Origin of the sequence: Shewanella kaireitica, assembly GCF_023284045.1 — a bacterium.
Taxonomy (GTDB): Bacteria; Pseudomonadota; Gammaproteobacteria; order Enterobacterales; family Shewanellaceae; genus Shewanella; species Shewanella kaireitica.
The window spans coordinates 323,636-347,096 of record NZ_JAKIKQ010000004.1 but is presented as its reverse complement, the minus strand read 5'-3'; the positions used below and the strand labels follow the sequence as shown (position 1 = coordinate 347,096).

Genomic DNA, 23,461 nt, shown 5'->3' with positions numbered 1-23,461 from the left:
TAGCTTAATAGCTTAATAGCTTAATAGCTTAATAGCTTAATAGCTTAATAGCTTAATAGCTTAATAGCTTAATAGCTTAATAGCTTAATAGCTTAATAGCTTAATAGCTTAATAGCTTAGCAGGAACTCCTACGTAAGTCCCCTCTTCAACAATATTATTTAGCACGGCTGATTGCATGCCAACTACTACATTACTCGAAATAGTTACATTTTCCCTAATTGAAGCGTTCGCTCCAATCAATACATTATCTCCAACTGAACAGCTTCCAGACAGTACTGAACTGGGCATCATGGTAAAAAACTTACCAATATTGCAGTCATGCCCTATCATAGCACCTCGGTTTATATAACTATGACTTCCGATTTTTATGTTGGTTGTGATAACACAATTCGCAGAAATAAAAACGCCTTGTCCAAGAATGACATTTTTATCCATAATTTGAGCTGATTCATGTATAAATGAAAAAAACTGGGTGTCTGCTGGCAATTTACCAAATAATAACTTTCTGTCATTAGAATCTCCAACGGCAATTAGCGTACACATCGTTTTTGAGTTGAAAGACGAAATAGGGTAGATGTTTTTACTATTTTCTTCAAAATATTTGTCATCAACAAAACATTTCATATCCATGTTTTTCATATGTGCCATGATTTCACGTGCCGCGCCACCTGCGCCGATCAAAACTTTTTCCATTATATTGTATTAATTAAAGTTGAAATTCTATCGATATCACTATCTGACAGATTTGTGTAAAGAGGTAGGCATAAAATTCTTTTTGCAATATCCTCAGAAACAGGTGTATCTTGCGCATCCACTATATTTGTCAAAGTGTTTAAAGAGGGGTAGAAATATCTACGTGGGAATACATTATTATCATTAAGAACTTTCACCACTTTTAGGAGGGTAGCCTCTTCATCAAAAATAACCGGAAAATATGAATAGTTGGTTCCTGGTGTTAATTTTTGAAAAGATAACTTTTCATTTTGTGCCAATCGACTTAAATATAGCTTGTATTTGTGCTCTCTCCACGCCAATACACTATCAAACTCTTTCAAGTTAAGAATACCGAGCGCAGCATGTATCTCGGTCATCTTTCCATTTAGGCCGTCTTCGACTATATTTTTCTCATCATCATGCCCAAAAAACCTTAAACGTCTTATTTTATCTCGTAACAGTTCTGAATTAGTTACACAGCCACCTCCTTCACCACAATTGAAAATTTTCGTGGCGTGTAGACTTGTAGCAGATATGTCACCGTAATTCAAAATGCTATTTCCATTGAATGTAGAACCAACTGCATGAGCCGCATCGTAAATAACGGGTAACTTATGCCTTTTTGCTATTTCTTCAATTCCAATGATATCACATGGATTACCAAATACATGGACTGGCATAATTGCAACTGTATCGTCCGTGATCAGAGACTCAATTTTATTAACATCAATATTTAAAGTTTCCGGATCAATGTCGCAAAAGATAGGTTTACAGTTCTCCCATTTAATAGAGCTTACCGTTGCAACCCAACTAAATGGAGTTGTAATAATCTGACCTTTTAATTGAAGAGCCTTGATAGCCAACTGTAAAGCCATTGTTCCATTCACAACTGAAGTAAAATTATTTAGATTGAGCTTTATGCAAAGGTCATTCTCCAACTGCTGAACTAGCGGTCCATTATGTGTTAGCACACCAGACCTCCATGGGCTTGAAAGTAATTCTGAAAAGTCATCTAATGAAGCCAGACTTGGCTGTGTCACGTAGATCTTTGGGTTATTATTTCGCATTTTTAATAAATTCCGCTAACAATTGAGACTGCTTTAAATTTTGTTTGTATTCTTCACTTTTACTTTCAGTGCCCACTAATAAACCATAAAAATAATTGATCATATTTTCAAAATGATTATCCTGAAAAGTATGTTCATTGACAAACTCGGAAGTTTTAACAAGCACCTTTGCCTTTATTGATGGTCCAGCGGTAAAAATACGGTCAGCAACTAACACACCATCACTGCCCCAAATTTCGAGACAGTTTTGATAATGATTATCAAAACCGTATGCGACTTGGGAAACAACTTTATTTGTGTGTTCTAGTAACATCCCACTTCCAAAGATATCAACCTCATGATTTTTAGTGTAATTCATGACACTAGAACTTACTGAAATAGTATTTCCTAACAATAATGTTGAAATCTTAATGGTGTATGCACCTGCGTCAAGTAGAGCTCCACCACCTAATTCTTTTTTGTATCTTATATTATTATTATCAATAAAAGGCGGAAAGCCGAAAGATGCCCTTATAGACCTAACTTCTCCAATCAGTTTATTATTAATACTCTGTTTAATAAAATCAAACTGTTTATGAAATCTGAATTGAAAATTCTCAAACAACACTAAGTCGTTTTTCTTTGCAATATTATTTAACTCGTTAACGTCATTGTTGCTAGTAGCTAAAGATTTCTCAACTATTACATTTATGTCGCTTAGCAACGCTTTTCTAACCCATTCAAAATGAAGTGCATTTGGCAATGGAATATAGATACAATCGGGCTTACTATCTATTAATTCTTGATAGTCCCCAAATGGCTTAATTCCAAACCTGTCACCAAACTCTGTTGCTTTTGACATGTCTCGACTAGCAATGCCAATGAGTTTAAATTTGTCTGAACTTAGTAAATTGGGAATTATAAACTTTTCAGCGATACTAGCACACCCTAAAATCCCTATTGTTTTCTTCATTTAAACCTACTTTGTACTTAAAAATTGAATCGATGAAATCAAACTTCTCGCCCCAATATTTAGATAGTTATTGTACATATTGAACTGCAACAATTGACGCAATGTAAACCATTTGAAATTATTTGGTACATCTGTTGAAAAATCATCATCAGCTAAAACTATGATGTTTCGATTCTCTTCATGGTAAAACCTACCACCTTCTTCAGATTGTAACGCGTCAAAAAGTATCATTTCTTTATCTGCAGCCAAGACATAATCTAAAAAAGGAACTTTTTGATTTTCATGGTTAGATGGAACACAAGACACTGTTGGTCCAAATTCATACAGGTCGAAATTACCACTTTCAATTTCCGCTTGCACCAAAAAATGTAAAATTCCATTTATACGTTTAACAATAAATGCTATGACACCCTGCCCTCTTGGTGCTAATATCGGCTGATCCCACTTAGCAACTTCTCTGTGCATAATTTCAACAGATACCCACAACACATCAAAGTACAACCCATCTTTATGGCTAAGTGCTTCTTCGTTTAACTCCCAGCCATCCAACTGACCAATGGGTTTCTTTTTAACATACAAATCCGTTATAGATTTCATGCCTGTAAGCCAAGATTGTAAATCTTCACCTCTTTCATAACTATATTCGTTATAAAGGCAACTCAAAAACTCATTGCCTTGATTTATGACTTTATCGCTTGTAAAGTTTTTTTCTGTAGTTTGGTGAAATGGTATACATGAAATAACAGTTCTCAAATCCATATTAACAATACTGTCATATCGTGTAAGGTACTTAATCTGACCTAATGTTAACCACTTATAATCATTAGACTCTTCGATATTTTCTTTTATTTCAATGATGATATTTCTATTTCTTTTTCTTAGAAATCTGGCCCCTTGTTCAGATTGCAATGTATCAAGCAGTACTTTGGATTTGTTTTTATTTAAAAATAAATCCAGATATTTTGGCTTCTTACCATTATGCCTTTGCGTATAGTTACTTCTTGTGGCTTGTAAGGTCGGCGATAACTGTACAACATTTGCATTTCCTGGTTCAATTTTTGCTTGTACCAGAAAATGAAGAATTCCATCTATTTCTTTTACAATACAACCTAAAAATCCAATTTCTGGTTGATTTATAATAGGCTGGTTCCATTTTTTTTCATCACCGTCTATTTTTCTAATATGTACATCCAAGCCTTCTATTCGAAAAAAACCACCAGAATGATGCTCAACATGACCAGCTTCTTTATTCACTTTCCACAGATCTAATTGGCTGAGTTTAGTTTTCTCAATATTTACATGAACTTCTTTCTTTCTTTGTTCAATCCAAATTAGCGCATCCAGACAAGATATCTGGCTTCCTTTGATTGTTAAAGAAGACATTAACAACCTATCTATATCATTTTTAAAATTCATAGCTTTATCGCTTACAATCTAAAGGTGACATTACAAATGTCAAATTTTCGTTTACAGAGCCGAATACTGCACTCCACACATACTCTAAAATCGGTATATTCATCATTCAGCATTTCTGTTTACCTATAACACTCTCGCAGAAACAGAATAAACATCTTGGGAAGGATTTCGCCCCCCTTGAAAATGCTGCTAAACCAACTAAAAAGTTTAGAGCATTGCTATTTGACCGTATACCTGCCGGCCAAAAATAAAAGTTAAAATTGGAATGAGAAAAATAGGAATAGCAGCATTTAAAACATTAGAGACAAGATTCGTAGAAGAATGATATGTTTATCACCAAGTTTTTATGTTTAATCTATTTTATAATCATGTCATCTAGTAATGCTGTATCTCTTCTTTATATCTTGAACCGCTTCCTACCTAAAATTTATTCATAATGCTTCGATGGTAAACCAAAACGGCCCCGAATATTTCGGATATAATCTGAAGTGAATTTTTCACCTTCTTCAATATTTTTACAACATAAAGAGCGGCGGAATTTTACATTTGCTTTTTCAAACTCTGTTCGCTCATAATTTGCGCGACCGGTTACTTGCCATGCCGTTTTGAATCTTTGCACAACTTTAATAACTCATGAGGTTCTAAGGAAAAGCTATCATCTGCTCTTTCACAATCTCAGTCACGGTGACTTGTTTTTCAATTAAACAAGCTTTTAAAGCTACTGCAGCAATTGAAGTTGCATTATCAATTGTGTGACCTGGTAAATCTAACAAAATGTCGAAACTCTGAGCATTAAAACTGATTATCTTTAAATTATATTGTTCTGCAGAAACAGGGGAACCACTTACACACTGTAAAATGATGAGCTCTTCAAGACGTTAGCTCGAGCAGTTTCAATTCCTTCAGCTATTTTCTGTAGGTTTCCCATGCCAGTCGAAAAATCATTGGTTTGCCTGTTTGTGCCACGCACTTAATTAAGGGTAAATCTATCAATTCAAACGAAGCAAATTTGTATGCCAGCGCATTCAGCTCTACTAATAAATCTACAACTGAGAAATCAAAAGGAGTACTAAATATGGTTATACCAAGTTCTTTACCTTTCTCAAATAACAGTTATTCCATTCCTACGCTAAGTGAGCATCTTTATATAATGAATATAAACTTTCCCCTAACCATAAACCACCCAAGATTTAGAGTTCTCCCGAGTCATAGTCTCTTATCATTATTTCACACATGTTGTTGAATTTTTAGTTCATCAGAACAAGGTGCTTTCGCTTCTTCCATAACCTAAAAGGCTCGATTAATATCATCGTTACGGTTAGAAGATAGCTCTGCTATTATATAATGAGCATGGTTCACCCCAATGATTTCAATGTCTTTTATCATCCTGAGATTATCCTTTCTATTTGAAATGCTTCTGCTTTATTCACCCCATAAGTCGCCCCACGTAAAATAGCTAAAGCTTCGACACACTCATAACTTCGACTATGTGGGAAATCTCTCATCTCATTTGAATAGCATTTTAATGCCATCAATTTTTTATCCCAAAACCCTGTAATATTAACAATTTTCTGAGGCGTAAATTGAATTAAAGATTTTGAGTTCCATTCTGTAGACGAAAGAACCTCAAACGTATATATTTCTTTCACTGATGACCAATGCTGTGGACGGCACGCCGTTAATACCGCTTGGTGCGTGACTCGATGGTCCACGTTTAAATCATGTGAAAAATGAGTATAAATGATATTGGGGTTACATACATTAAGGACTTTTTCTATAGCCTGAGCAACCTCTAATAGAGGCACACTATCCATTTTATTATCAGGAAATGCGTAAGAATGAACATTTTCAACACCAAGAATACTGAGTGCATTGTTTGCAGCATTATTACGAATATCTCCTAATTCAGCATTAGAATTTAAGCGTGATGAAACTCCATCAGTCATAAAGACAACTGTAACGAGATCCCCGTGTTTGACGTGCCTTGCTATCGTCCCACCACAGCCAAGTACTTCATCATCAGCGTGTGCAACTACAACTAATACAGAATTAGACATCCGCAATTAACTCCCATTTGGTTGCAGTACCTCTTTCAATATCAACTTTAACTTTTTTACCAATTATATCTTCAAGGTATTTTGGAGCTAAACCAAAACCTGGACGAATACGCCTAACATGTTTGTCAGTAATAACTTCACCTGCTTTTATATCTTCGACGAAATACAATGAACGTCTAAATTTCATGCTAGAATTTTCAACCGTTTTTCTTTCATAACCAGCGACACCAATGGCTTTATGCGCTGCTTCAGTTTCTTCCACTAATCTTGTTAATTCGTGAGGCTCAATAGAGAATTCTGAATCAGCACCTTTATCGTTACGGTCTAAAATAAAATGTTTTTCAATTAAACATGCACCAAACGCAATCGAAGTTATTGAAACAACTGTACCTAATGTATGGTCAGAAAGACCAGAAATAACATCAAATCGTTCTGAAAGATCACTTATTGTAGCTAGATTTGACTGCTCAAACGGTGCAGGGTAAGCACTGATGCAATGAAGCACAACTAAATCATTACAGCCGTTCTCCCTTGCTGTTTTGATTGCATCTTCAATTTCATCTAAATTTGCCATGCCTGTTGACATGATCATTGGTTTACCCGTTTGTGCAACACGCTTAATAAGCGGAAGATCGGTCAATTCAAATGAAGCAATTTTATACGCAGGCGCATCTAGTTCCTCTAGTAATTCAAGTGCGGTTTCATCAAAAGGGGTTGAAAATAATGTAATTCCAACTTCTTTTGCTTTAGCGAATAATTGCGCGTGCCATTCAAACGGTGTATGAGCCCATTTATATAAATGATATAGACTATATCCATCCCATAGCCCACCGCGTACCTGAAAGTCCTCATTATCACAATCAATGGTCATTGTATCAGGGGTGTATGACTGAATTTTGATTGCGTCCGCACCACATTTAGCAGCTTCCTCAATAGTCTTTAAGGCATTTTCAATATCACCATTATGATTAGCGGACAATTCTGCAATGATATATGGTTTGTATTCTAAACCGATTCGTTTTCCGTCAATTTCAATATATTTTTTAGTCATGTTATTCACTTTATTCACTTTCTTTAATGACCCTAACCGTTGCTTCTAATTCACTTCCAATTTTAGAAACACCCGAGAACTCTAACTTCAAATTCCCTAAATTTAAATATGCTTTTGGGTAAGTGTCTGCATCTAACATACGCACTGTATTATAAAAACCTTCTAAATTTAACTCTGGCGTTAACAAACTTTGTGCTGGTGTGCGTCTTGGAAACTCAGTGACATTGCCTTGTTGCGGCACAGGGTTTGGTTCCCGTTTGACAATGTGCTCTATCATATCAAAAGTTAAACTTGAACTTCGCAGGAAAATTTCAGCCGCACTACCGGTTAAACAAAGTTCATTTTTCAAATAAACAGGCCCAGCATCTAATTCGTTTGCCATTTTTAACGCCGTTAATTTGGTCTTTTGATGACCTCTAATGATCAAATTTTGCAGCGGACTGCCTCCTCGACCATATGGCACATCCGTCATATGAAAACAAACGCAGTTAAATTCTTTTAAAATAGCATCTGGAACAATCCAACTCCAGTGTGGAAAAAATATGTATTTTGGATTTATTTTCCTTAGGTTTTCAATGGTTAACTCACTCCTTGAGTTCATTAAAAACCATTCACCAGCATAGCCACCGACTCTTTTTTCAAACTGCGAAATGTTCCATTCTTTAATTGTTGCAACAACGTAGCTATTCATATTTACTGATCTCTAACTTGTATTTACACCCTTCATGTTCGAAAAATGCCGGATAATCCTCATTATCAACCGTTCGTAACAACGGTATTAACTCTGCTAATGTTTTGCTCACATCTAACTCACTGTCACTAGCGCGTCTACGCGGATAAAAACTTACTTGGCCCGTCTGTTTTTTAGGCACAAGAGAGCCAAATTCATTAACAAATCTCACTGCCAATTTAATTGAAATAAGGCCTTGCAGTTCTCGCCACTCACAGGCTAATTCTGTACCATTTAGTGTAATTGTATCGGTCAGCCAAATATCACCAGCGTCAACATCATCACAAGCTTCAATTAAACAAACAGGTATTTCATTTTGTCCTTCCAAGATTTGCCACGCAATGGGCGCAAAACCTTTTCCTTGCGGCAAGGCACTTTCATGCACAACAAGATTAAATTTATTTTTACTGAGTAAACTCGGCGCTGCAATTTTTGTACAACCGAGAAAAAAGCAAACATCTCCAGCGTTTACCGCATCATGATGTTGAGCCAACGTTGCATTTTTATCAAGCTTATTTAGCTCATCAACAAGGTCTTTAGCGTAGGGTAAAATCCATGAATCGTTATCCACTAAAACAGTAATATTTTCTATCATTTATCATTGCCTTTACTACTTTACTTGTACCTGTGCCATCACATATTTTTTGACATTTTTCTACAATATCATTGTCACTAGAAAGTAACTTAAACCAAGCTTCAATTTGATGTTGTAAATCATCAGTTACGCTTTCGGCTTCCATATAACTTATAACACCTGCACCGCTTAAATTAAACGCGATTTCGCGTTGATTAATTGCCTGTATAATCACAACCGCGGGCAAGCCCGCTGCACAGCGCTCCCATGAGGTGGTGCCAGCAGCACCAACAGCTAAATTTGCTTGCTGCATTAACCCTGCTATATTTTTTGGTGATACATGCAAACTAATATTTTTATTTAGTAAGCAATATTCTGTCACTGCATGTAAATGTTTTGCAGTCCCATTCATAACAACAATAATTTTATTCACAGATGCCATTTGTGAAACGATGTTCAATGCTTGTACTGTCAAGTTATCGGGGTCTGTACCACCAAACATAAGCAGCAGTGTTCTATCATTAGTTTGAGCGGGCTGCACCTTTTGAAACTCGGGCCTTAAAAGTGCATATTTGGTACCCAAAAATAATGTGCAATCCGGTTTAACTAAAGCACTGTATTTTTCTGGATTGCAACCAAACGTCTGATCAAGCAGGTATTCACAGTCTAAATAACGATCACCCAAATCATCAATAGCAAATATTTTTGAACTAAATTGACGGACTAATTTATGCCAATGTTGATCAATACCATAGTGGTCCACAATCACAAGATCCAAACCATTGATACCGTTATAATTTAAAATAGCCTGAAACTCACTGGCATCTTTTTCTTGGCTATTTCTCAGCCACTGCCCATGTTGTAAATGTGATGATGCATTGTCAATACCTGAACTCAATTCAAAATATTCAAACCCTTCATCTACAATTTTGGCTGCAATGCTGCCTTCAGATTCTCTGGATATGAAAACTATTCTAGCGCATGTTTGCTGATTTATTTCTTGAGCTAGAGTTAAGCATCGCATCACATGTCCAATACCTATTTGATGTGATGAATCAACCCTAATTGCTATTGTTAGCATATGCAATAAACCTATTTTTTTGTTAAATTTAAATTAAAAATTAACTCTGCACGTTTCCAATCAGAAGGAGTATCGATATCTTGAACTTTTGATATATCTAAAATTACAGGTATTGTATTTGCGGAAAAAAATGGTGTTCCTTTCTTATAAGCTTCATAAGTACCCCAATAAAACTGCCCAGCATCGTGATATGCTTTAGTTAAATCTTGAGAACGAGTATTAAAATGATCAGAGTAAAACATTTCAACCTTTCCAGAATCATTTAGATAGAAAGCTCGCTGTATAGGAAATGAAAACTCCGTAGCACTATAGGAATAATCCAATTGATGATCTTCCAGCAATTTTAATCCACTTAACAACTGGTTAACTTCGATAAATGGTGCCGTTGCATAAATACAACATATTTTATCTTCGGCGTTTAGCTTGAGCTCTTGCATTGCGTGCTGGATTACATCGATAGTCGTTGCATAATCGTCTGAAATATCTTCAGGACGTAAAAATGGTACTTCCGCGCCATACTCTAATGCAACATCAGCAATTTCTTGGTCGTCAGTAGAGACGATCACTTTGTCAAAACAGCCAGATGCTAATGCTGCATCAATTGAGTATGCAATCATTGGCTTACCATGAAAAAGTTTAATGTTTTTCCGTGGTATTCGTTTACTTCCACCACGCGCTGGAATAATCGCAATTTTCATGCTTATCCCTTTAATACTGAAGTTAGTACGCGAACTACTTCATCTTGTTGCACATAACTCATCAAATGAAACATAGGTAGTGAAATCGCTTCTTGATAATAAGCCTCAGCTTGAGGGAAGTCCCCAAATTTGAAACCCATTTTTTGGTAGTAAGGCTGAGTATGAACGGGGATATAATGCAAGTTAACCCCAATACCATTTTCGCGCAATGCTTCAAAAATTTCACGATGTGTTTTTGAAATAGTCTCTAATTGCAAACGAATGACATACAAATGCAACCCTGAATAGGTACCTTCTAATTGATATGGTAAGCTTATTGGCAAGCGGCTCAATAATTGATTGTAACGCTCAGCAAGACGGTGACGATCAGCGACAAAATTATCTAAGCGTTGCATCTGCGACACACCTAATGCAGCTTGCAATTCAGTCATACGATAATTAAAGCCAAGATCGATTTGCTCGTAATACCAGCCTCCATGAGACTCATTTACCATTTTATCCACATCACGCGTAATGCCGTGACTGCGATAAAGTGCCATTTTATCCGCAAGTTCTTGGCTGTTGGTCATCGCAGCCCCACCTTCTGCTGTGGTAACAATTTTCACTGGATGAAAACTAAAGACAGTGATATCCGAATATTCACAGCTACCGATTGGCGCGTCAAGATAGCGCCCACCGATAGCGTGCGAGGCATCTTCAATGATTTTAAATCCATACTCTTTCGATAGAGCATGGATTTTTTTCATATCACACGCTTGCCCACATAAGTGAACCGGTATGATCACCTTTGGTAAAGCGTTAGTCTCTTTCGCTTGAACAAGCTTCGCTTCTAATGCACTCGCGCTCATGTTGTAGGTTTGCGGGTCAATATCAACAAAGTCGACACTTGCACCACAATATAAACCACAGTTTGCTGATGCTACGAATGTCACTGGAGTGGTCCATAGTATGTCACCCCGACCTAGACCAAGTGCTAAACAAGCGATATGTAAAGCAGACGTTGCACTATTAACTGCCAAAGCAAATTCAGCACTAGTATGCGCTTTTAATGCAGCTTCAAAAGCAGGAACCTGCGGACCTTGAGTCAAGAAATCAGACTGTAAAACCTGCACCACGGCATCAATGTCTTGCTGGATAATTTCTTGCTTACCATAAGGGATCATAATTTATCTCTACGACTCAATATTAAACAGCGAAGTTAGGGTCTACGTGCTCTACGATCAACTCGCGTAGTCCTTCGATAGTTTCCCATTCAGTATTAGTCCCTGAATTATATTTGAATCCAAATGGGACTTTTTGTGCTTTATGGTGTTGCATATATTCCGCTTCAGTATAGGTAAACGACACTGAAGGTAGAATTGCATAGTATTTACCTAAGTCGATGGTATTCAGCGAGTCTGTATCCGTGATCATCTCTTCATGTAGTTTCTCGCCAGGACGAATCCCAACAACTTTAGTTTTACATTCAGGCGCGATTGCTTGAGCAATATCTAAAATCTTGTACGATGGAATTTTAGGAATGAAGATTTCACCACCAAGGTGGTTTTCAAGCGCATACATCACCATATTTACGCCGTCTTGCAAAGAGATATTAAAACGAGTCATCTCTTCATGAGTAATAGGCAGTAACCCTTCTTCTTTTTTCTTCATGAAGAATGGAATAACCGAACCACGCGAGCCCATCACGTTGCCATAACGCACAACACTAAAACGAATATCTTTTGAACCTCTAATGTTATTCGCCGCAGCAAATAATTTATCAGATGCTAACTTTGTTGCACCATATAGGTTAATTGGTGCGCACGCTTTATCAGTTGATAGTGCAACTACATCATGAACACCGCAGCGAAGAGCTGCTTGAATAACATTTTCTGCACCATCAATATTAGTACGAATACATTCTGTTGGGTTATATTCTGCAGTATCTACCTGTTTAATGGCTGCTGCATGAATAATAACATCTACACCTTCACACGCTTGGGTCATACGATTTTGATCACGTACATCACCGATAAAAAAACGTAATTGTGGATAATCTTTCTGAGGATAGTCTTGACGGATGTCAAATTGCTTTAGTTCATCACGTGAATAGATGATAATTTTCTTCACATCTTGATAGCATTCAAGGATGGTTTTTATGAATTGTTTACCAAATGAACCTGTGCCACCAGTGATCAAAACAGTCTTATTATTTAACATTTATTTATCCTAAATATGTTTGATATCAAAATTTAAATTAATTTGTACACTTTCACACCTCAACCTTCAAAACCATGCTGAGACACCTTAAATCCATTTTGAGACAGCGACATTGCCGCTATCCCCTTTAAAACCAAGGTTCCACTGTTTTTCTTTAAAAGGTTCCAATAGGCCTAAAAACTTTATATTTCTAATCTTCTTTCTTAACGAAATGCCTTATTAGCACAATCATGACAGCTAACATACCGCCAAGCATTGTACCTAATACGCAAATTAACGCGCGTTTAGGGCCCGCTTTTTCTTCTGGGACCAATGCTGGATCGATAGTTTTAAATACATATTCATCACGGACTTCAGCAAACATAATGGTTTTGGCTTGCTCTTCAATAAGCTTGTAAAGAATTGAACGAATATCGGCGACGTTAGTAAGTGCTATTTGCTTGTTTAAAAACTCACTGCTTCGATTTGCTTCTGCTACATCACGCTCTTTCATGACTTTGTTAATATCTTCAACAAGCCATGTTACCCATTGTTGCGCGATAGCAGGAGAGAAATGCTCTACAGAGACTGTTACCATGCCAGTATCTTTAGCTGAGTTGATAGAAACAACTTTGGTAAACTCTTTGTACGCCTCTTGCATAGATGGCTCTGGTTTAAAGGGTGCTTTAACTTCACGCACCCACTTATTTGTATCCGCCTCATATAAGTCGGCGTCGTATATAATTGAATTGTCGCTTAAACTCCATTTTTCTACAGCCATCAGATCCGGAAGTATGTTGTGCTTTTGAATGAATTGGCTGGCGAACTGACGTGATTTCATAACTTCGATGGCCATTTGAGTTTTATCCACTCCACCGCCACTACCTAAGTTAATGCCGGCCATACTGGCTAAACCACCAAATTGCCCCGCCAGTGCGCTTAAGCCGCCTCCCTGCTCCTCACTTGCTGGAGCTAATAAGGCTTCAGACTTGTAGGTATTGGGTTGCATGATTGCGAATACTACTGCACCGATAGCGAAAACGGCTGTAATGGCGATGATGAGCCATTTACCTTGCCAGATTACCGAGAAGAGTTCGCGGAGGTCGATTTCGTCGTCCGGTGCTGTTTGTGGAAACTGTGCATCAGTGTAGTTTTGTTGTATATTTTTAGTCATTATTTTCTTCAGATTCGAGATTCTAGGACGCTTCGCGGATAGATCGCTACGCTGCTATAAGGGCAAGATTCAAAAGCTCTCGCCTGTAAATTAATCAACTTTGTAATCAGCGTTTTCTTCTTTAATCTGTGATTCCTTATTTTTAATTAGAGAACCTATGATTTTTGCTAACTCTTTAGCTTCTTTTATCATATCCATCGAAGACTGCCGATTTAGGTAGCCGATTTCAATTCCAATGTACAGCTGGGTAACCAACTCTCCGAGTGAGCCTTTTGCATAATACAAGAAGCGTACTTTCTCTTTGATAGTTTCACGCTCTTCACCTTCAGCAATATTCGAAGGCACCGATAAACCTGAGCGTGTAATTTGATCTTTAAAGCCCCAATTTTGTACGCTCTCTGTGGCTTTATATATTTCGCACGACAATCTTGAGGCTCTTTTCCAAACATCCAGTTGTTCGAATCGCATTAGCTACTCCTTAGCTTTGGCAGAGCGCTGCGCTTCTAGGTCGTGACTTCGTCACGGCTAGAGCGTCGCTTCGCTCCTTCTAGATTCTAGACAAGCAAATGCTGAAAGCGGACAACTAGTTTCTTTCAGCTTTTGCTTTTATAGCAGGGCAAAGCCCGCTCTAGCAGCGAAGCGATCTCGTATCTCGATTCTTCTTACAAGTTTGCGACTGTAGCGAATGCGACTGCAGTGTTGTATATGATGCTGGTGACTTGGGTCCAGAGCGTTAGGTTATCTTTGTACTCTGTATCCAGTGGCACGATGATGGTGTCACCAGGTTGTAGGCTTGACTCACCGCTAAACCACATTGAGCGGTTTGGCAGCATTACTGAACCATTAGCCTTGATGACATAAGTTCTATCATCATCAGCACGCTCTCGAGCGCCACCAGACATTGCTAGGTACTGGTCAACTGTTTGACCTTCTTTAAATCTATGTGTCGCTGCGTGTTGTACTTCGCCCATTACTGCAATCGTTTGCTTGGTTGATGGAATGTAAAGTACGTCTTTGTCTTCTAACTGCAGATCCGCTTGATTAACGCCAACAGAAATTGCAGATAAATCTACCACTAAACGGCCAACCGCCTTGATGGTTTCAAGGTCGGTAAGCATCATTTGTGCATCAGAGTAGTTAATAACATTGCCGTCTTTTGATACACCGCGGGTAGCAATATCACGACGCAGTTGATCGGCAAGCTTTTTAATCTCTAACTGCTCTTGCTGACGTACTGATTCACGTACAAATACAGAAGATGGTAGGTAAGCGTAGCTAGTAAACCCGCCTGCGCGAGTTAACACATCACCTAATGTTTCACCGCGGCGGATGTTGTAGGTACCTGGGAATCGAACCTCGCCGCGTATTTCTACTGACTTGTTTTCCTGCCAATCTGGCGTGGTCATAACGGTGAGAATGTCGCGACCTTTCAATAATAGATTTTGTGATGCGTCGCCCTGCAACGCTAAATCGAGTGCAATATTTTTATGGCTAATTGAAGAGCCATCAACCGTGGTAACAGTACTGGTCAGTTCAGCGCGCGTGGTATACGCCCCTTCTTCTAAGCCACCTGCGGCTACGATTAGGTCATTCACCTTGGCATTCACTGCCAATGGGTAAATACCTGGATTATTGACTTTACCATTTACGGCTACAGCTTGAACGCCAGTTCCTGCACGCCCTTGGCTGTTCAATTTCATAATCACAGGGTAAAGCAGTTCACCGCGATTCATCACTGAACTGAGTTTGATTAGGTCCCTATCTTCGAAAAGGTTAACCAACATTTTGTTGACTTCACCTTTAATCGCGGTTGCTTCAGTTTCTTCAGCTTTGCTATTGATAGCAACACCGCCAAGTTCTGAGCGGTCAGCAAATTTTTGTTGGTTTAGTTGCGAAAAGCCCGCTTTAAATAGGTCATTGCCAATTAACGAGTCACCAGCCAATGACTGAACTTTTTTAACTCGCTCTTTAACTAATTTGTTCAACTCATAACGATTTTGTGCCATATCGCTAAAGTTAAAGAAGATAATTTTGTCTCTAGCTTCAAGAGTAAGGTTCTGTGACGCCACCTTGCCGTTTATCGCTTTTGATGGTGAGAACTGATAAACCTGAATATCGCCTTGCTTTTTTATCTCTCTAACAATGACGGCGTACTCTAAATCAGCAGAAACGGTCAAATCACCCCAGATGGATGGTACAAGATCACTAATCTTTTGCCCTTTAAACCACTGGTATTTACCAGGTCTAACTACGGCACCCACTACGGTAAGTGCATCTTCATATTGTGAAGTCGCACTTTTAACACGAATAACATCTCCAGCAAGTGCTTTAGTGTTTTTTCCCGCAGTAGAGGTAAGATCTACATTTACAATGGTTCTAAGGCTGTTTTTATTAAAACGCTCAACACTACTGCGCTTTGGGTAAGCGCCTGGTTTAACACCGGCGGCCATTTCTATTACTTGAGCCATGGTCTCGTGCTTTTTAAGCTCGTAGATAGCAGGACGCCTAACCTCGCCGGTTACACTCACTAATCCACCAACCGACGGTATAAAAACCACATCGCCAGAACGAAGGCGCATATCACCCGAAGCGTCGCCACGTAACAGTAGATCATACAGATCCATGTTACCGACTAATTTACCTGCACGCTTAACTTGAATATTTCGCAATGAACCAATTTCATTCACGCCACCCGCCACAAAAAGCGCTTGCGTGATAGTAGAAAGGCTTGAAACGGTATAAGAACCTGGCTTGTACGCATCACCCGCGACAAAGATACGGATAGAGCGAAGCTCACCCATGGTGATATTCGATTGAATACCAATCATCTGCTTTTTAATGCGTTGAGAAAGTGATTTTCTAAGCTCACTAAAATTCAAACCTGCAACGCTAATGGGGCCAAGTTCAGGAAACTGAATAACACCTTCGCGGTTTATCACTAGGTCGTATTCTTTATTTTCTTTGCCGTATAGCTGAACCTTAATGTTATCGCCTGGACCGACTAAGTACTCACTAGGGACAGGAACATCTGATACCGGCGCAAACGTTGTCGGCTCGCCTTCAAATAGGTCATAACCAAAACGTTGTAGTTTTGTTTTCGCAGCATCATCTTCAAAGGTAAGTTCTTTACTCTTATCTTCAACAGCGTCACGTTTAGTGTCACTGCGGCTATTAACCACTTGCGGATTTTCCAGCGGCTGTTGTGCCGTTGAACCACCAAGCATTGAAGGACTAATGCCGTACTGTTTTGCTAAACGTTGCTGCTCTGATGCTGGCAAGTTTTTAAATTGCTCAATCATTTGAGGAGATGGCATGGCAGCTTGAGCTTGACCGCTTAATAGCAGTAAAGCAGTTGCACTAGCCATGATGAGTTTCTTAGTCTTATTAAACACCAGTTATCTCCGAGAGAAAGGTTGAAAATTGATTAAAGCTAAATCGATACGAGCTGGGAGGAACAGCCTACGGCTTTACGGCACGTGACTTTGTCACTACAGAACGCTTTGATTACGGGAATACAAAAAAGCCATTCTAGGTTCTAGGTTCTAGGTTCTAGGTTCTAGGTTCTAGCAAAGACGGTAAAGTCTTAAGTGAACGGTCAAATCTAGAATGCGACGGCATAAATGCCGATCTACTTCAAAAGAAGGTGCTAGCAAAGCGTAAAATCAACATCAAAACTAAATGGCGTTTGCTGTTGATTTCCTAGCAGGACTAGTCCGTCCTAGCAGTGAGCTTGCGAACGCCCGACTTCCTAGGGCCTGATTGACCTTCAGACACGCTACCGCCCATGGATTGCGGCTTCCAAAGTGCCCGTCTGCTGTGCAGACATCCCTATTTATTGAGCTTTGAACTAACTATGCTCAAAATTAATTTAGTAAAAGTGAACAATTGGAAATGGTGTCTGTTAGAGACAAAATAAACAAACCCAATGTAAACCTTTACTAACTTAACTCTTACTAAGCTTTCTGTTGCTAAGCTACTTTTTCTAACTTGCTTCTTTTACTAAATTAGCTTCCGCTTGTGACAACTTTTTATAAAAGACTTTCAACTAAAGCCATTTGATGATTCTATTTTCGGCAAAAATAACCGACCAAAGAAAATAACCGCCGCGATTATACCTCAATGAAAACAATCGAGCAGCAACTCTAAGCCATTCAACTTACGATATGTTTACTTTATGTTCGATGCTCAGCCCGTTATAGATGTCGCTATCTAGAGTTGTATTATCTATGCTCAACCTGCTATCGATTTCGTTGAGTGAACAACCTAAGAGTACTTTGCTCTTTAGCAGCCTTTTTTCGCATATACCTGAACATTATCAAACGGTTCTAATGTTCTTCCTACAAAAGAAAACCTAAACAGCCAGCACCAAGCACACAATAAATTCACTCTCGAAAGATTGACTGCTTCTTATAACTACCACACAACACAATGGCTGATATCTTACAAAGCAAATCCTCTTTCACTTACTTCTTTCAACCTGCCTACATAAATCTAGAGTGAGGAGGATGGATGAACCGTGATGTATTTATTTACTTTTTATTAATAGGGGCAATCGCATTTTTGTCGACAATAACTCGCTGCTGCTTTCCCATTAACTCAAACAGCACAAAGCAACGTTTATCGCCATTGCTTTCGTCAAATATACCCTCTAGTTCTGCGAAAGGACCGTCAGTAAAACAAACCTTATCACCTTGAACTAACTTAGGTTGCTCTACAGTCTCTGGCATATATTTAGCTATTAGCTTGTGTTCACGCATTTTAATGCCGTGAATAACGCTTTCATCGATGGCTGTCATTAATTCCTTACAGCCAACAATGCGGATAACGCCACGGGTATTGTGAATACGGGCAACACTTGTCACTTCTGGGTCAAAATATACAAATAGGTAGCTCGGAAAGAGCGAAACACGGCGTACGGTTACTTGTCCCTTTTGTAACTTCTCTTCCGGAAAGGTAGGTAGATAAGTCTCAATCTCTTGAAGTGCAAGGTTTTGCTGCGCTCGGGCTTCGCCACGAGGTTTGCAATATAATAAATACCAAGCCTTCATTAGTTCTCTCTTATCTTAATTCAAAATAGTGACGTCCCTTCACGGCTTGGAATACTAGCAAAATTACGAACTAAAAAGAAAGTAAATTTCACAGCAATATACGCTTTGTTAGAAACATATTCATACCCTCGCGTAACGGAGCCTCAAAGGTGTTCATTAAGTCAGCAGTCGCTCCCTTAAAATTGACTTAAGCCACCTTAAAAGGGTATATAAGGTAGGCTTTATCGCATTTGGCGCTATTTTTAGCTTCAAATAATAAAAATTAGAATATAAGCCCATAACAGGGCGGTCAAAACTGCTACATATACACATTAAAAATAACATTTTAAGTGTGTATATCCTGCAGATTTGGTACGCGACTATTTATAAAAATATATTTCTGTGGCGTTTATTGACTCACAGGCAATCACAAGCTGAAGGTGGAAGAACAAATGAGCGGAGTAAAACCCCAGGGGACGATGCTTGGGCATCCGAAGGGATTGTTCCTGTTGTTTACAACAGAGCTATGGGAACGATTTAGTTATTATGCAATGCGCGCCATTTTGGTGTTATATCTTGTAGATAAAGTACAAACTGAAGGTGGACATGGTTTAGGCTGGACTCAGGGTGATGCAATATCGCTCTACGGTACCTTTACAGGTCTTGTTTATTTAACCCCACTTATCGGTGGTTGGTTGGCTGATGCTTATTTAGGCCAACGTAAAGCAATTATCATTGGCGGCGCGTTAATGGCTGCAGGCCAATTCACTCTGGCACTACCACATAGCTGGATCCCTGGTTCTGAAACCTTGGTGTTTTATATTGGTCTTGGTACGTTGATTATTGGTAATGGTCTATTCAAGCCAAACATCTCTACCATGGTAGGTGACTTGTATGAAGAGGGTGACCATCGTCGTGATGGCGCGTTTACTATCTTCTATATGGGTATTAACGTTGGTGCATTCCTCTCAGGTATTATCGTAGGCTCAGTTGTTGCAGCTTATGATGGCAACTTCCAAATGGGCTTCTTATGTGCGGGTATCGGTATGGTACTTTCACTTATTATCCAGTTCGTATTCGCGCAAAAACTTCTAGGTGATATTGGACGCTACCCTGCTGCCAAGCTAGAGAAAGAGAAAAATGAAGCTGCCGGTGATGTACGTAAAGAACCACTAACAAAAATTGAACGTGATCGCATTAAAGTGATTATGGTCATGGGTCTGTTTACTATTATCTTCTGGGCTGGTTTCGAGCAAGCCGGTGGTTTGATGAACTTGTTCACTAACGACTTTACTGACCGTATGATTGGTGGATGGGAAGTTCCTACCACTTGGTTCCAGTCGCTTAACGCAATGTTCATTGTCATCTTCGCGCCTGTTATCGCTTCTATTTGGATCCGTTTAGGAAAGAATGAGCCTAACTCGCCTGTGAAGTTTGCTTTAGGTCTTGTACTTTTAGGTATTGGTTTCCTATTCATGATTGGTGCTGTTTTAGAAATGGGCGGCGACGCTGATGCTAAATCAAGCATGTGGTGGTTAGTAGGTGCATACTTCTTCCATACCATGGGTGAACTTTGTTTATCTCCTATTGGTCTTTCGATGGTTACTAAATTGGCTCCACTGCGTATCGCATCATTAATGATGGGTGCATGGTTCCTATTCGTTGCTATCGCTAACAAAGTGGGTGGCGTAGTCGGTTCATTTATTGGACATGGCGGCGAGAAAGAAGAGCAACTTGCTAATGCAATGGCTATCTTCGCAGGTATCGCAATTACTTCAGCTATTTCAGGCATCATCCTTTACTTCATGGCAGACAAGCTTGTTGATTGGATGCACGGCGCTGAAGGCCATGCAGAAACTGAAGAGGAAGCTCTTGAGCAAGAGATTGCTGTAACAGCAGAGCATGAAGGAATAAAGCAGTAGGTTCTAGGTTCTAGAGTAGAATTTAAATGCCTCGTATTACTACGAGGCATTTTTGTATCTATAATACCAATTGCATTAAGTATTTGAGCAGTTCAGAGCCCCTCAGCCTTTTCAATTCAAAGCGCATTGGTAAAGAAATGGTTATTCCCTTTTAAGCCAATGCAAAGCAGAAGTGGAAAGACTGAGGGGCTCACGTAGTGCGGCTGAGGTTAAACAAATTGGCAAAACGCTGTATGCTTCGCTATGGGATTTGGATATACGACTAAATGGTCTATTTTGTTCCATACAAAATAAGACATTCCGGCCCTCCTTGGCGGTCAGATTTAGGAGGTACGAGACCAAGGATGGTCGAAGGTAGAATAATGCAGGAGCAATTATCGAGAGCGAAGCTGGATGCCAGAGCCGAGAATAACTATTAGCTCAAATTCCACTACTTGCCTACAGCGTTTTGAATTCCCGCTGAATGGTCAAACTTTTAATGCAATTGGTATAACATTAAAAGAGCTAGCGATTTATCTGTTAACCGCTTTTACATATTCGAGTTAACGCTGCTACAGATTCTTTTGAAAATACATAAACCGAGCAGACTCTTTTGGTTTTTGCCCTTCTTCTCCCTCGGCAATATTTGATGGGATTACTAACGCGACGCTAGAACCTATTCTCTTTTCTAAGTCGCAGTTAGCTGGATAAACCCACCTGCTGGCATATTCTCGTCGTGCACAAGCCCATGAAACTCATTATTGAGCAGTTGAAGTTTATGCTCACTAACATTGGTTAAAATACAAAGCTGTTCACCGGGCATTAATGTACGAAATTGTACTGAAGGCGCCCCCCAATCACTGACACCTAGTTGCATAGAGTCCGCGATAGCAAGTGGTGCTAGCCCTTCTCTGTTGCGAAGGTAACAGCGAAACTCGCTGCCAGCTTGAGCTATTGCAACACGATAACTCGACAAGTCAATCACCACATAAGTCATATCAACATATATATCTAAACCAGACTTGGACATTCTATCGTTGAGATAGGTGAGCATGTTGTAGGGCTCTGTGATGACCTGAGATAATTTATTGCGATAACGCTTTAGTTTATGATTCACAAAACTCTTTAACAGTACGCTAGCAAATGCCGCGCGGTTGTCGTGAGGATAAAAGTGCGCCATATACATCATAATGTGCGAATCATCGAGCATTGCCGTATCAATAAAATGAGCACTAACTTCATTGGTGTTAAATAGACTGTAGTCTATCTGAGCCTTAGAATACTCTATGCGGCTTGGGGGGAATAATTGCTGCTGTACACTTTTTGCTGCTTGCTCGCTTTGCGCTAACAGTTCAAGGTTTTGATTGAGTTCCAGATAAGACAGAGACTCTAATTCGTCAAACTGCAATGACTCTTCTAGTGTGCCATTAACACATTCTTTGATAGCGTTTTCGATAACAAAAAGGTCTGCGACGGGTTTTACAAGATAATCATTTGCACCATGTCTAAGCGCATCGACTACATCTGACATGGCTTGATTACCCGATATTATAATCGAGGGCGTGCCAGGGCTATATTGATTCATAGCTTTCAGCATTTCTAAGCCGCCAAGCTTTGGCATACTTAAATCTGCTAATACAACGTCAAAGCGTTGCTTTTTAAAATAATTTAAACCGAGTTCACCATTATCAGCCTCGTGAACAATCGCTCCTCGACTCTCTAAAAAGGCCGTAACAATCTTGCGGAAAACGGGATCGTCTTCCACCAGCAGAATAGTTAATTCTTTTAGCGCCATTTGCTGTCCTTAACTCACAACAGCGTAAACTCACATCCTTGTTTTCAATGTTTCCGCTTATTGTCGGCTCTTTCTAGTATTAATTGCCGACAAATTCATTATTTAATCAAGCTCCTGCATATATTCATCAAGCAGTTCATCGTCATCTTCGCTCTGAGGAATATCACCATCATATACTTTGTAGTCCATGTGTTGAAAATACGCGTCTTTAACAAAAGTATATGGGTCTAAAGCATTGTCAACCAACCTCTCCTGATCAATTGCTGATGCTCGACTATGCAGATTTTTAAGGCCCCACTTTAGCACTGACTGCCAGAATGTCAGCTCTGATAATGGGAAGTATAGATCATCAACCCAATCAGAGGCGAGTTCTCTGGTAACATAAGGTCCAAAGAATGGCGCCATGAAATAGGGGCCATTGGGCACACCGTAATAACCGAGCACTTCATTAAAGTCATCTTGCTTACGTGTCATCCCCATCATTTCAGCAACATCAATAACGCCGAGTAACCCAAGAGTGGTATTGACGGTAAAACGCCCACCAGCATTCGCAGCCCAACCCCATTTACCTTGCAATGTGTTATTGACGATGCTGCTAGGTTCTTCAAGGTTAAGCACGAAGTTGTTAATTCCAGTTTTAACTGGACGCGGGATATAATCATTATAGCCGTGCGCTACAGGTCGATAAAAGTATCGATCCATATACAAATAGTTGAGATCCCACATCGCTCGGTTAAACCCTTCTATGGGGTCTCGAGGATCATTATAGGTGACGGTGACGCTCTCACCTTCCTTGATGTCAGCTTCTGCAGCTATGGTAGAAAACCCAAGTATCGCCAGAGAAAGCACAATCCATTTACACTTCATAATTGTCTCTTTGAATAGGTCTGTATTTCTTACTGTTTGTTTCGCTAAAGCCTTTGTATGTTGCTGCCGATACAGTCATAAGACCGTGTAATAGGGCTTAATCTAAGGTTATCGACTAACAAAGTTATAAAATTCCAGTAAGACTGCTAAGGATACTCAGTAACACAATAAGATCAAA

Annotated in this window: 21 protein-coding genes; 1 reads left to right on the top strand and 20 read right to left on the bottom strand. The window is 39.2% G+C overall.

The window, feature by feature from the left end:
* Nucleotides 1-100: 100 nt before the first annotated feature.
* From L2730_RS08635 to rfaH, 18 genes are all read right to left on the bottom strand, one after another.
* Nucleotides 101-694, bottom strand: coding sequence for a NeuD/PglB/VioB family sugar acetyltransferase (locus L2730_RS08635; RefSeq protein ID WP_248974200.1), 594 nt, complete (start codon nucleotides 692-694; stop codon nucleotides 101-103).
* Nucleotides 694-1,755, bottom strand: a complete 1,062-nt coding sequence (locus L2730_RS08630) for a DegT/DnrJ/EryC1/StrS family aminotransferase (protein ID WP_248974199.1) — start codon at nucleotides 1,753-1,755, stop codon at nucleotides 694-696. Before L2730_RS08630 ends, L2730_RS08635 begins: the two co-directional genes overlap by 1 nt.
* A 16-nt stretch (nucleotides 1,756-1,771) precedes the next feature.
* Nucleotides 1,772-2,734, bottom strand: coding sequence for a Gfo/Idh/MocA family protein (locus L2730_RS08625; protein WP_248974198.1), 963 nt, complete (start codon nucleotides 2,732-2,734; stop codon nucleotides 1,772-1,774).
* Nucleotides 2,735-2,740: 6 nt separating this feature from the next.
* Nucleotides 2,741-4,150, bottom strand: coding sequence for an NDP-hexose 2,3-dehydratase family protein (locus L2730_RS08620; protein WP_248974197.1), 1,410 nt, complete (start codon nucleotides 4,148-4,150; stop codon nucleotides 2,741-2,743).
* Nucleotides 4,151-4,791: 641 nt separating this feature from the next.
* A complete protein-coding gene (locus tag L2730_RS22045; protein WP_346347814.1) occupies nucleotides 4,792-5,010 on the bottom strand; it encodes an N-acetylneuraminate synthase family protein in 219 nt (72 codons plus the stop codon).
* A gap of 46 nt (nucleotides 5,011-5,056) precedes the next feature.
* Nucleotides 5,057-5,227 carry an N-acetylneuraminate synthase family protein gene (locus tag L2730_RS22040; protein WP_346347813.1) on the bottom strand — a complete coding sequence of 57 codons (171 nt, stop codon included), beginning with the start codon at nucleotides 5,225-5,227 and terminating at the stop codon, nucleotides 5,057-5,059.
* Nucleotides 5,228-5,532: 305 nt separating this feature from the next.
* On the bottom strand, nucleotides 5,533-6,207 hold the full coding sequence (locus L2730_RS08610; protein WP_248974196.1) for a PIG-L deacetylase family protein: 675 nt from the start codon (nucleotides 6,205-6,207) through the stop codon (nucleotides 5,533-5,535).
* Nucleotides 6,200-7,258 (bottom strand): pseudaminic acid synthase, encoded by a 1,059-nt coding sequence (gene pseI / locus L2730_RS08605; protein WP_248974195.1) that lies wholly within the window; start codon nucleotides 7,256-7,258, stop codon nucleotides 6,200-6,202. Before pseI ends, L2730_RS08610 begins: the two co-directional genes overlap by 8 nt.
* Before the next feature lie 10 nt (nucleotides 7,259-7,268).
* Nucleotides 7,269-7,949, bottom strand: a complete 681-nt coding sequence (locus L2730_RS08600) for a formyl transferase (RefSeq protein WP_248974194.1) — start codon at nucleotides 7,947-7,949, stop codon at nucleotides 7,269-7,271.
* Nucleotides 7,942-8,583, bottom strand: a complete 642-nt coding sequence (locus L2730_RS08595) for a formyltransferase family protein (protein ID WP_248974193.1) — start codon at nucleotides 8,581-8,583, stop codon at nucleotides 7,942-7,944. Before L2730_RS08595 ends, L2730_RS08600 begins: the two co-directional genes overlap by 8 nt.
* On the bottom strand, nucleotides 8,552-9,643 hold the full coding sequence (gene pseG / locus L2730_RS08590; protein WP_248974192.1) for a UDP-2,4-diacetamido-2,4,6-trideoxy-beta-L-altropyranose hydrolase: 1,092 nt from the start codon (nucleotides 9,641-9,643) through the stop codon (nucleotides 8,552-8,554). Before pseG ends, L2730_RS08595 begins: the two co-directional genes overlap by 32 nt.
* 11 nt (nucleotides 9,644-9,654) lie before the next feature.
* Entirely contained in the window at nucleotides 9,655-10,341 is a 687-nt protein-coding gene (gene pseF, locus L2730_RS08585) for a pseudaminic acid cytidylyltransferase (RefSeq protein WP_248974191.1), read from the bottom strand.
* A gap of 2 nt (nucleotides 10,342-10,343) precedes the next feature.
* Nucleotides 10,344-11,504 carry a UDP-4-amino-4,6-dideoxy-N-acetyl-beta-L-altrosamine transaminase gene (gene pseC / locus L2730_RS08580; RefSeq protein ID WP_248974190.1) on the bottom strand — a complete coding sequence of 387 codons (1,161 nt, stop codon included), beginning with the start codon at nucleotides 11,502-11,504 and terminating at the stop codon, nucleotides 10,344-10,346.
* Between the two features lie 22 nt (nucleotides 11,505-11,526).
* Nucleotides 11,527-12,540: a UDP-N-acetylglucosamine 4,6-dehydratase (inverting) gene (gene pseB / locus L2730_RS08575; protein WP_248974189.1), complete on the bottom strand. Its 1,014-nt coding sequence runs from the start codon at nucleotides 12,538-12,540 to the stop codon at nucleotides 11,527-11,529.
* Nucleotides 12,541-12,730: 190 nt separating this feature from the next.
* Nucleotides 12,731-13,693, bottom strand: coding sequence for a Wzz/FepE/Etk N-terminal domain-containing protein (locus L2730_RS08570; protein ID WP_248974188.1), 963 nt, complete (start codon nucleotides 13,691-13,693; stop codon nucleotides 12,731-12,733).
* A gap of 90 nt (nucleotides 13,694-13,783) precedes the next feature.
* A complete protein-coding gene (locus L2730_RS08565; protein WP_248974187.1) occupies nucleotides 13,784-14,161 on the bottom strand; it encodes a four helix bundle protein in 378 nt (125 codons plus the stop codon).
* A gap of 194 nt (nucleotides 14,162-14,355) precedes the next feature.
* Nucleotides 14,356-17,085: an SLBB domain-containing protein gene (locus tag L2730_RS08560; RefSeq protein WP_248974186.1), complete on the bottom strand. Its 2,730-nt coding sequence runs from the start codon at nucleotides 17,083-17,085 to the stop codon at nucleotides 14,356-14,358.
* Nucleotides 17,086-18,222: 1,137 nt separating this feature from the next.
* The gene (gene rfaH / locus L2730_RS08555) at nucleotides 18,223-18,741 is read right to left on the bottom strand and encodes a transcription/translation regulatory transformer protein RfaH (RefSeq protein ID WP_248974185.1); all 519 of its coding nucleotides are present in this window, start codon (nucleotides 18,739-18,741) and stop codon (nucleotides 18,223-18,225) included.
* A 431-nt stretch (nucleotides 18,742-19,172) separates the two neighbouring features.
* Here rfaH and L2730_RS08550 point away from each other — a divergent pair, with 431 nt between their 5' ends.
* Entirely contained in the window at nucleotides 19,173-20,642 is a 1,470-nt protein-coding gene (locus L2730_RS08550; protein ID WP_248974184.1) for a peptide MFS transporter, read from the top strand.
* A gap of 667 nt (nucleotides 20,643-21,309) precedes the next feature.
* On the opposite strand, the gene L2730_RS08545 is transcribed toward L2730_RS08550, so the two are convergent.
* Nucleotides 21,310-22,416, bottom strand: coding sequence for a response regulator (locus L2730_RS08545; RefSeq protein WP_248974183.1), 1,107 nt, complete (start codon nucleotides 22,414-22,416; stop codon nucleotides 21,310-21,312).
* Nucleotides 22,417-22,518: 102 nt separating this feature from the next.
* Entirely contained in the window at nucleotides 22,519-23,283 is a 765-nt protein-coding gene (locus L2730_RS08540; RefSeq protein ID WP_248974182.1) for an MlaA family lipoprotein, read from the bottom strand.
* Between the last annotated feature and the right edge of the window lie 178 nt (nucleotides 23,284-23,461).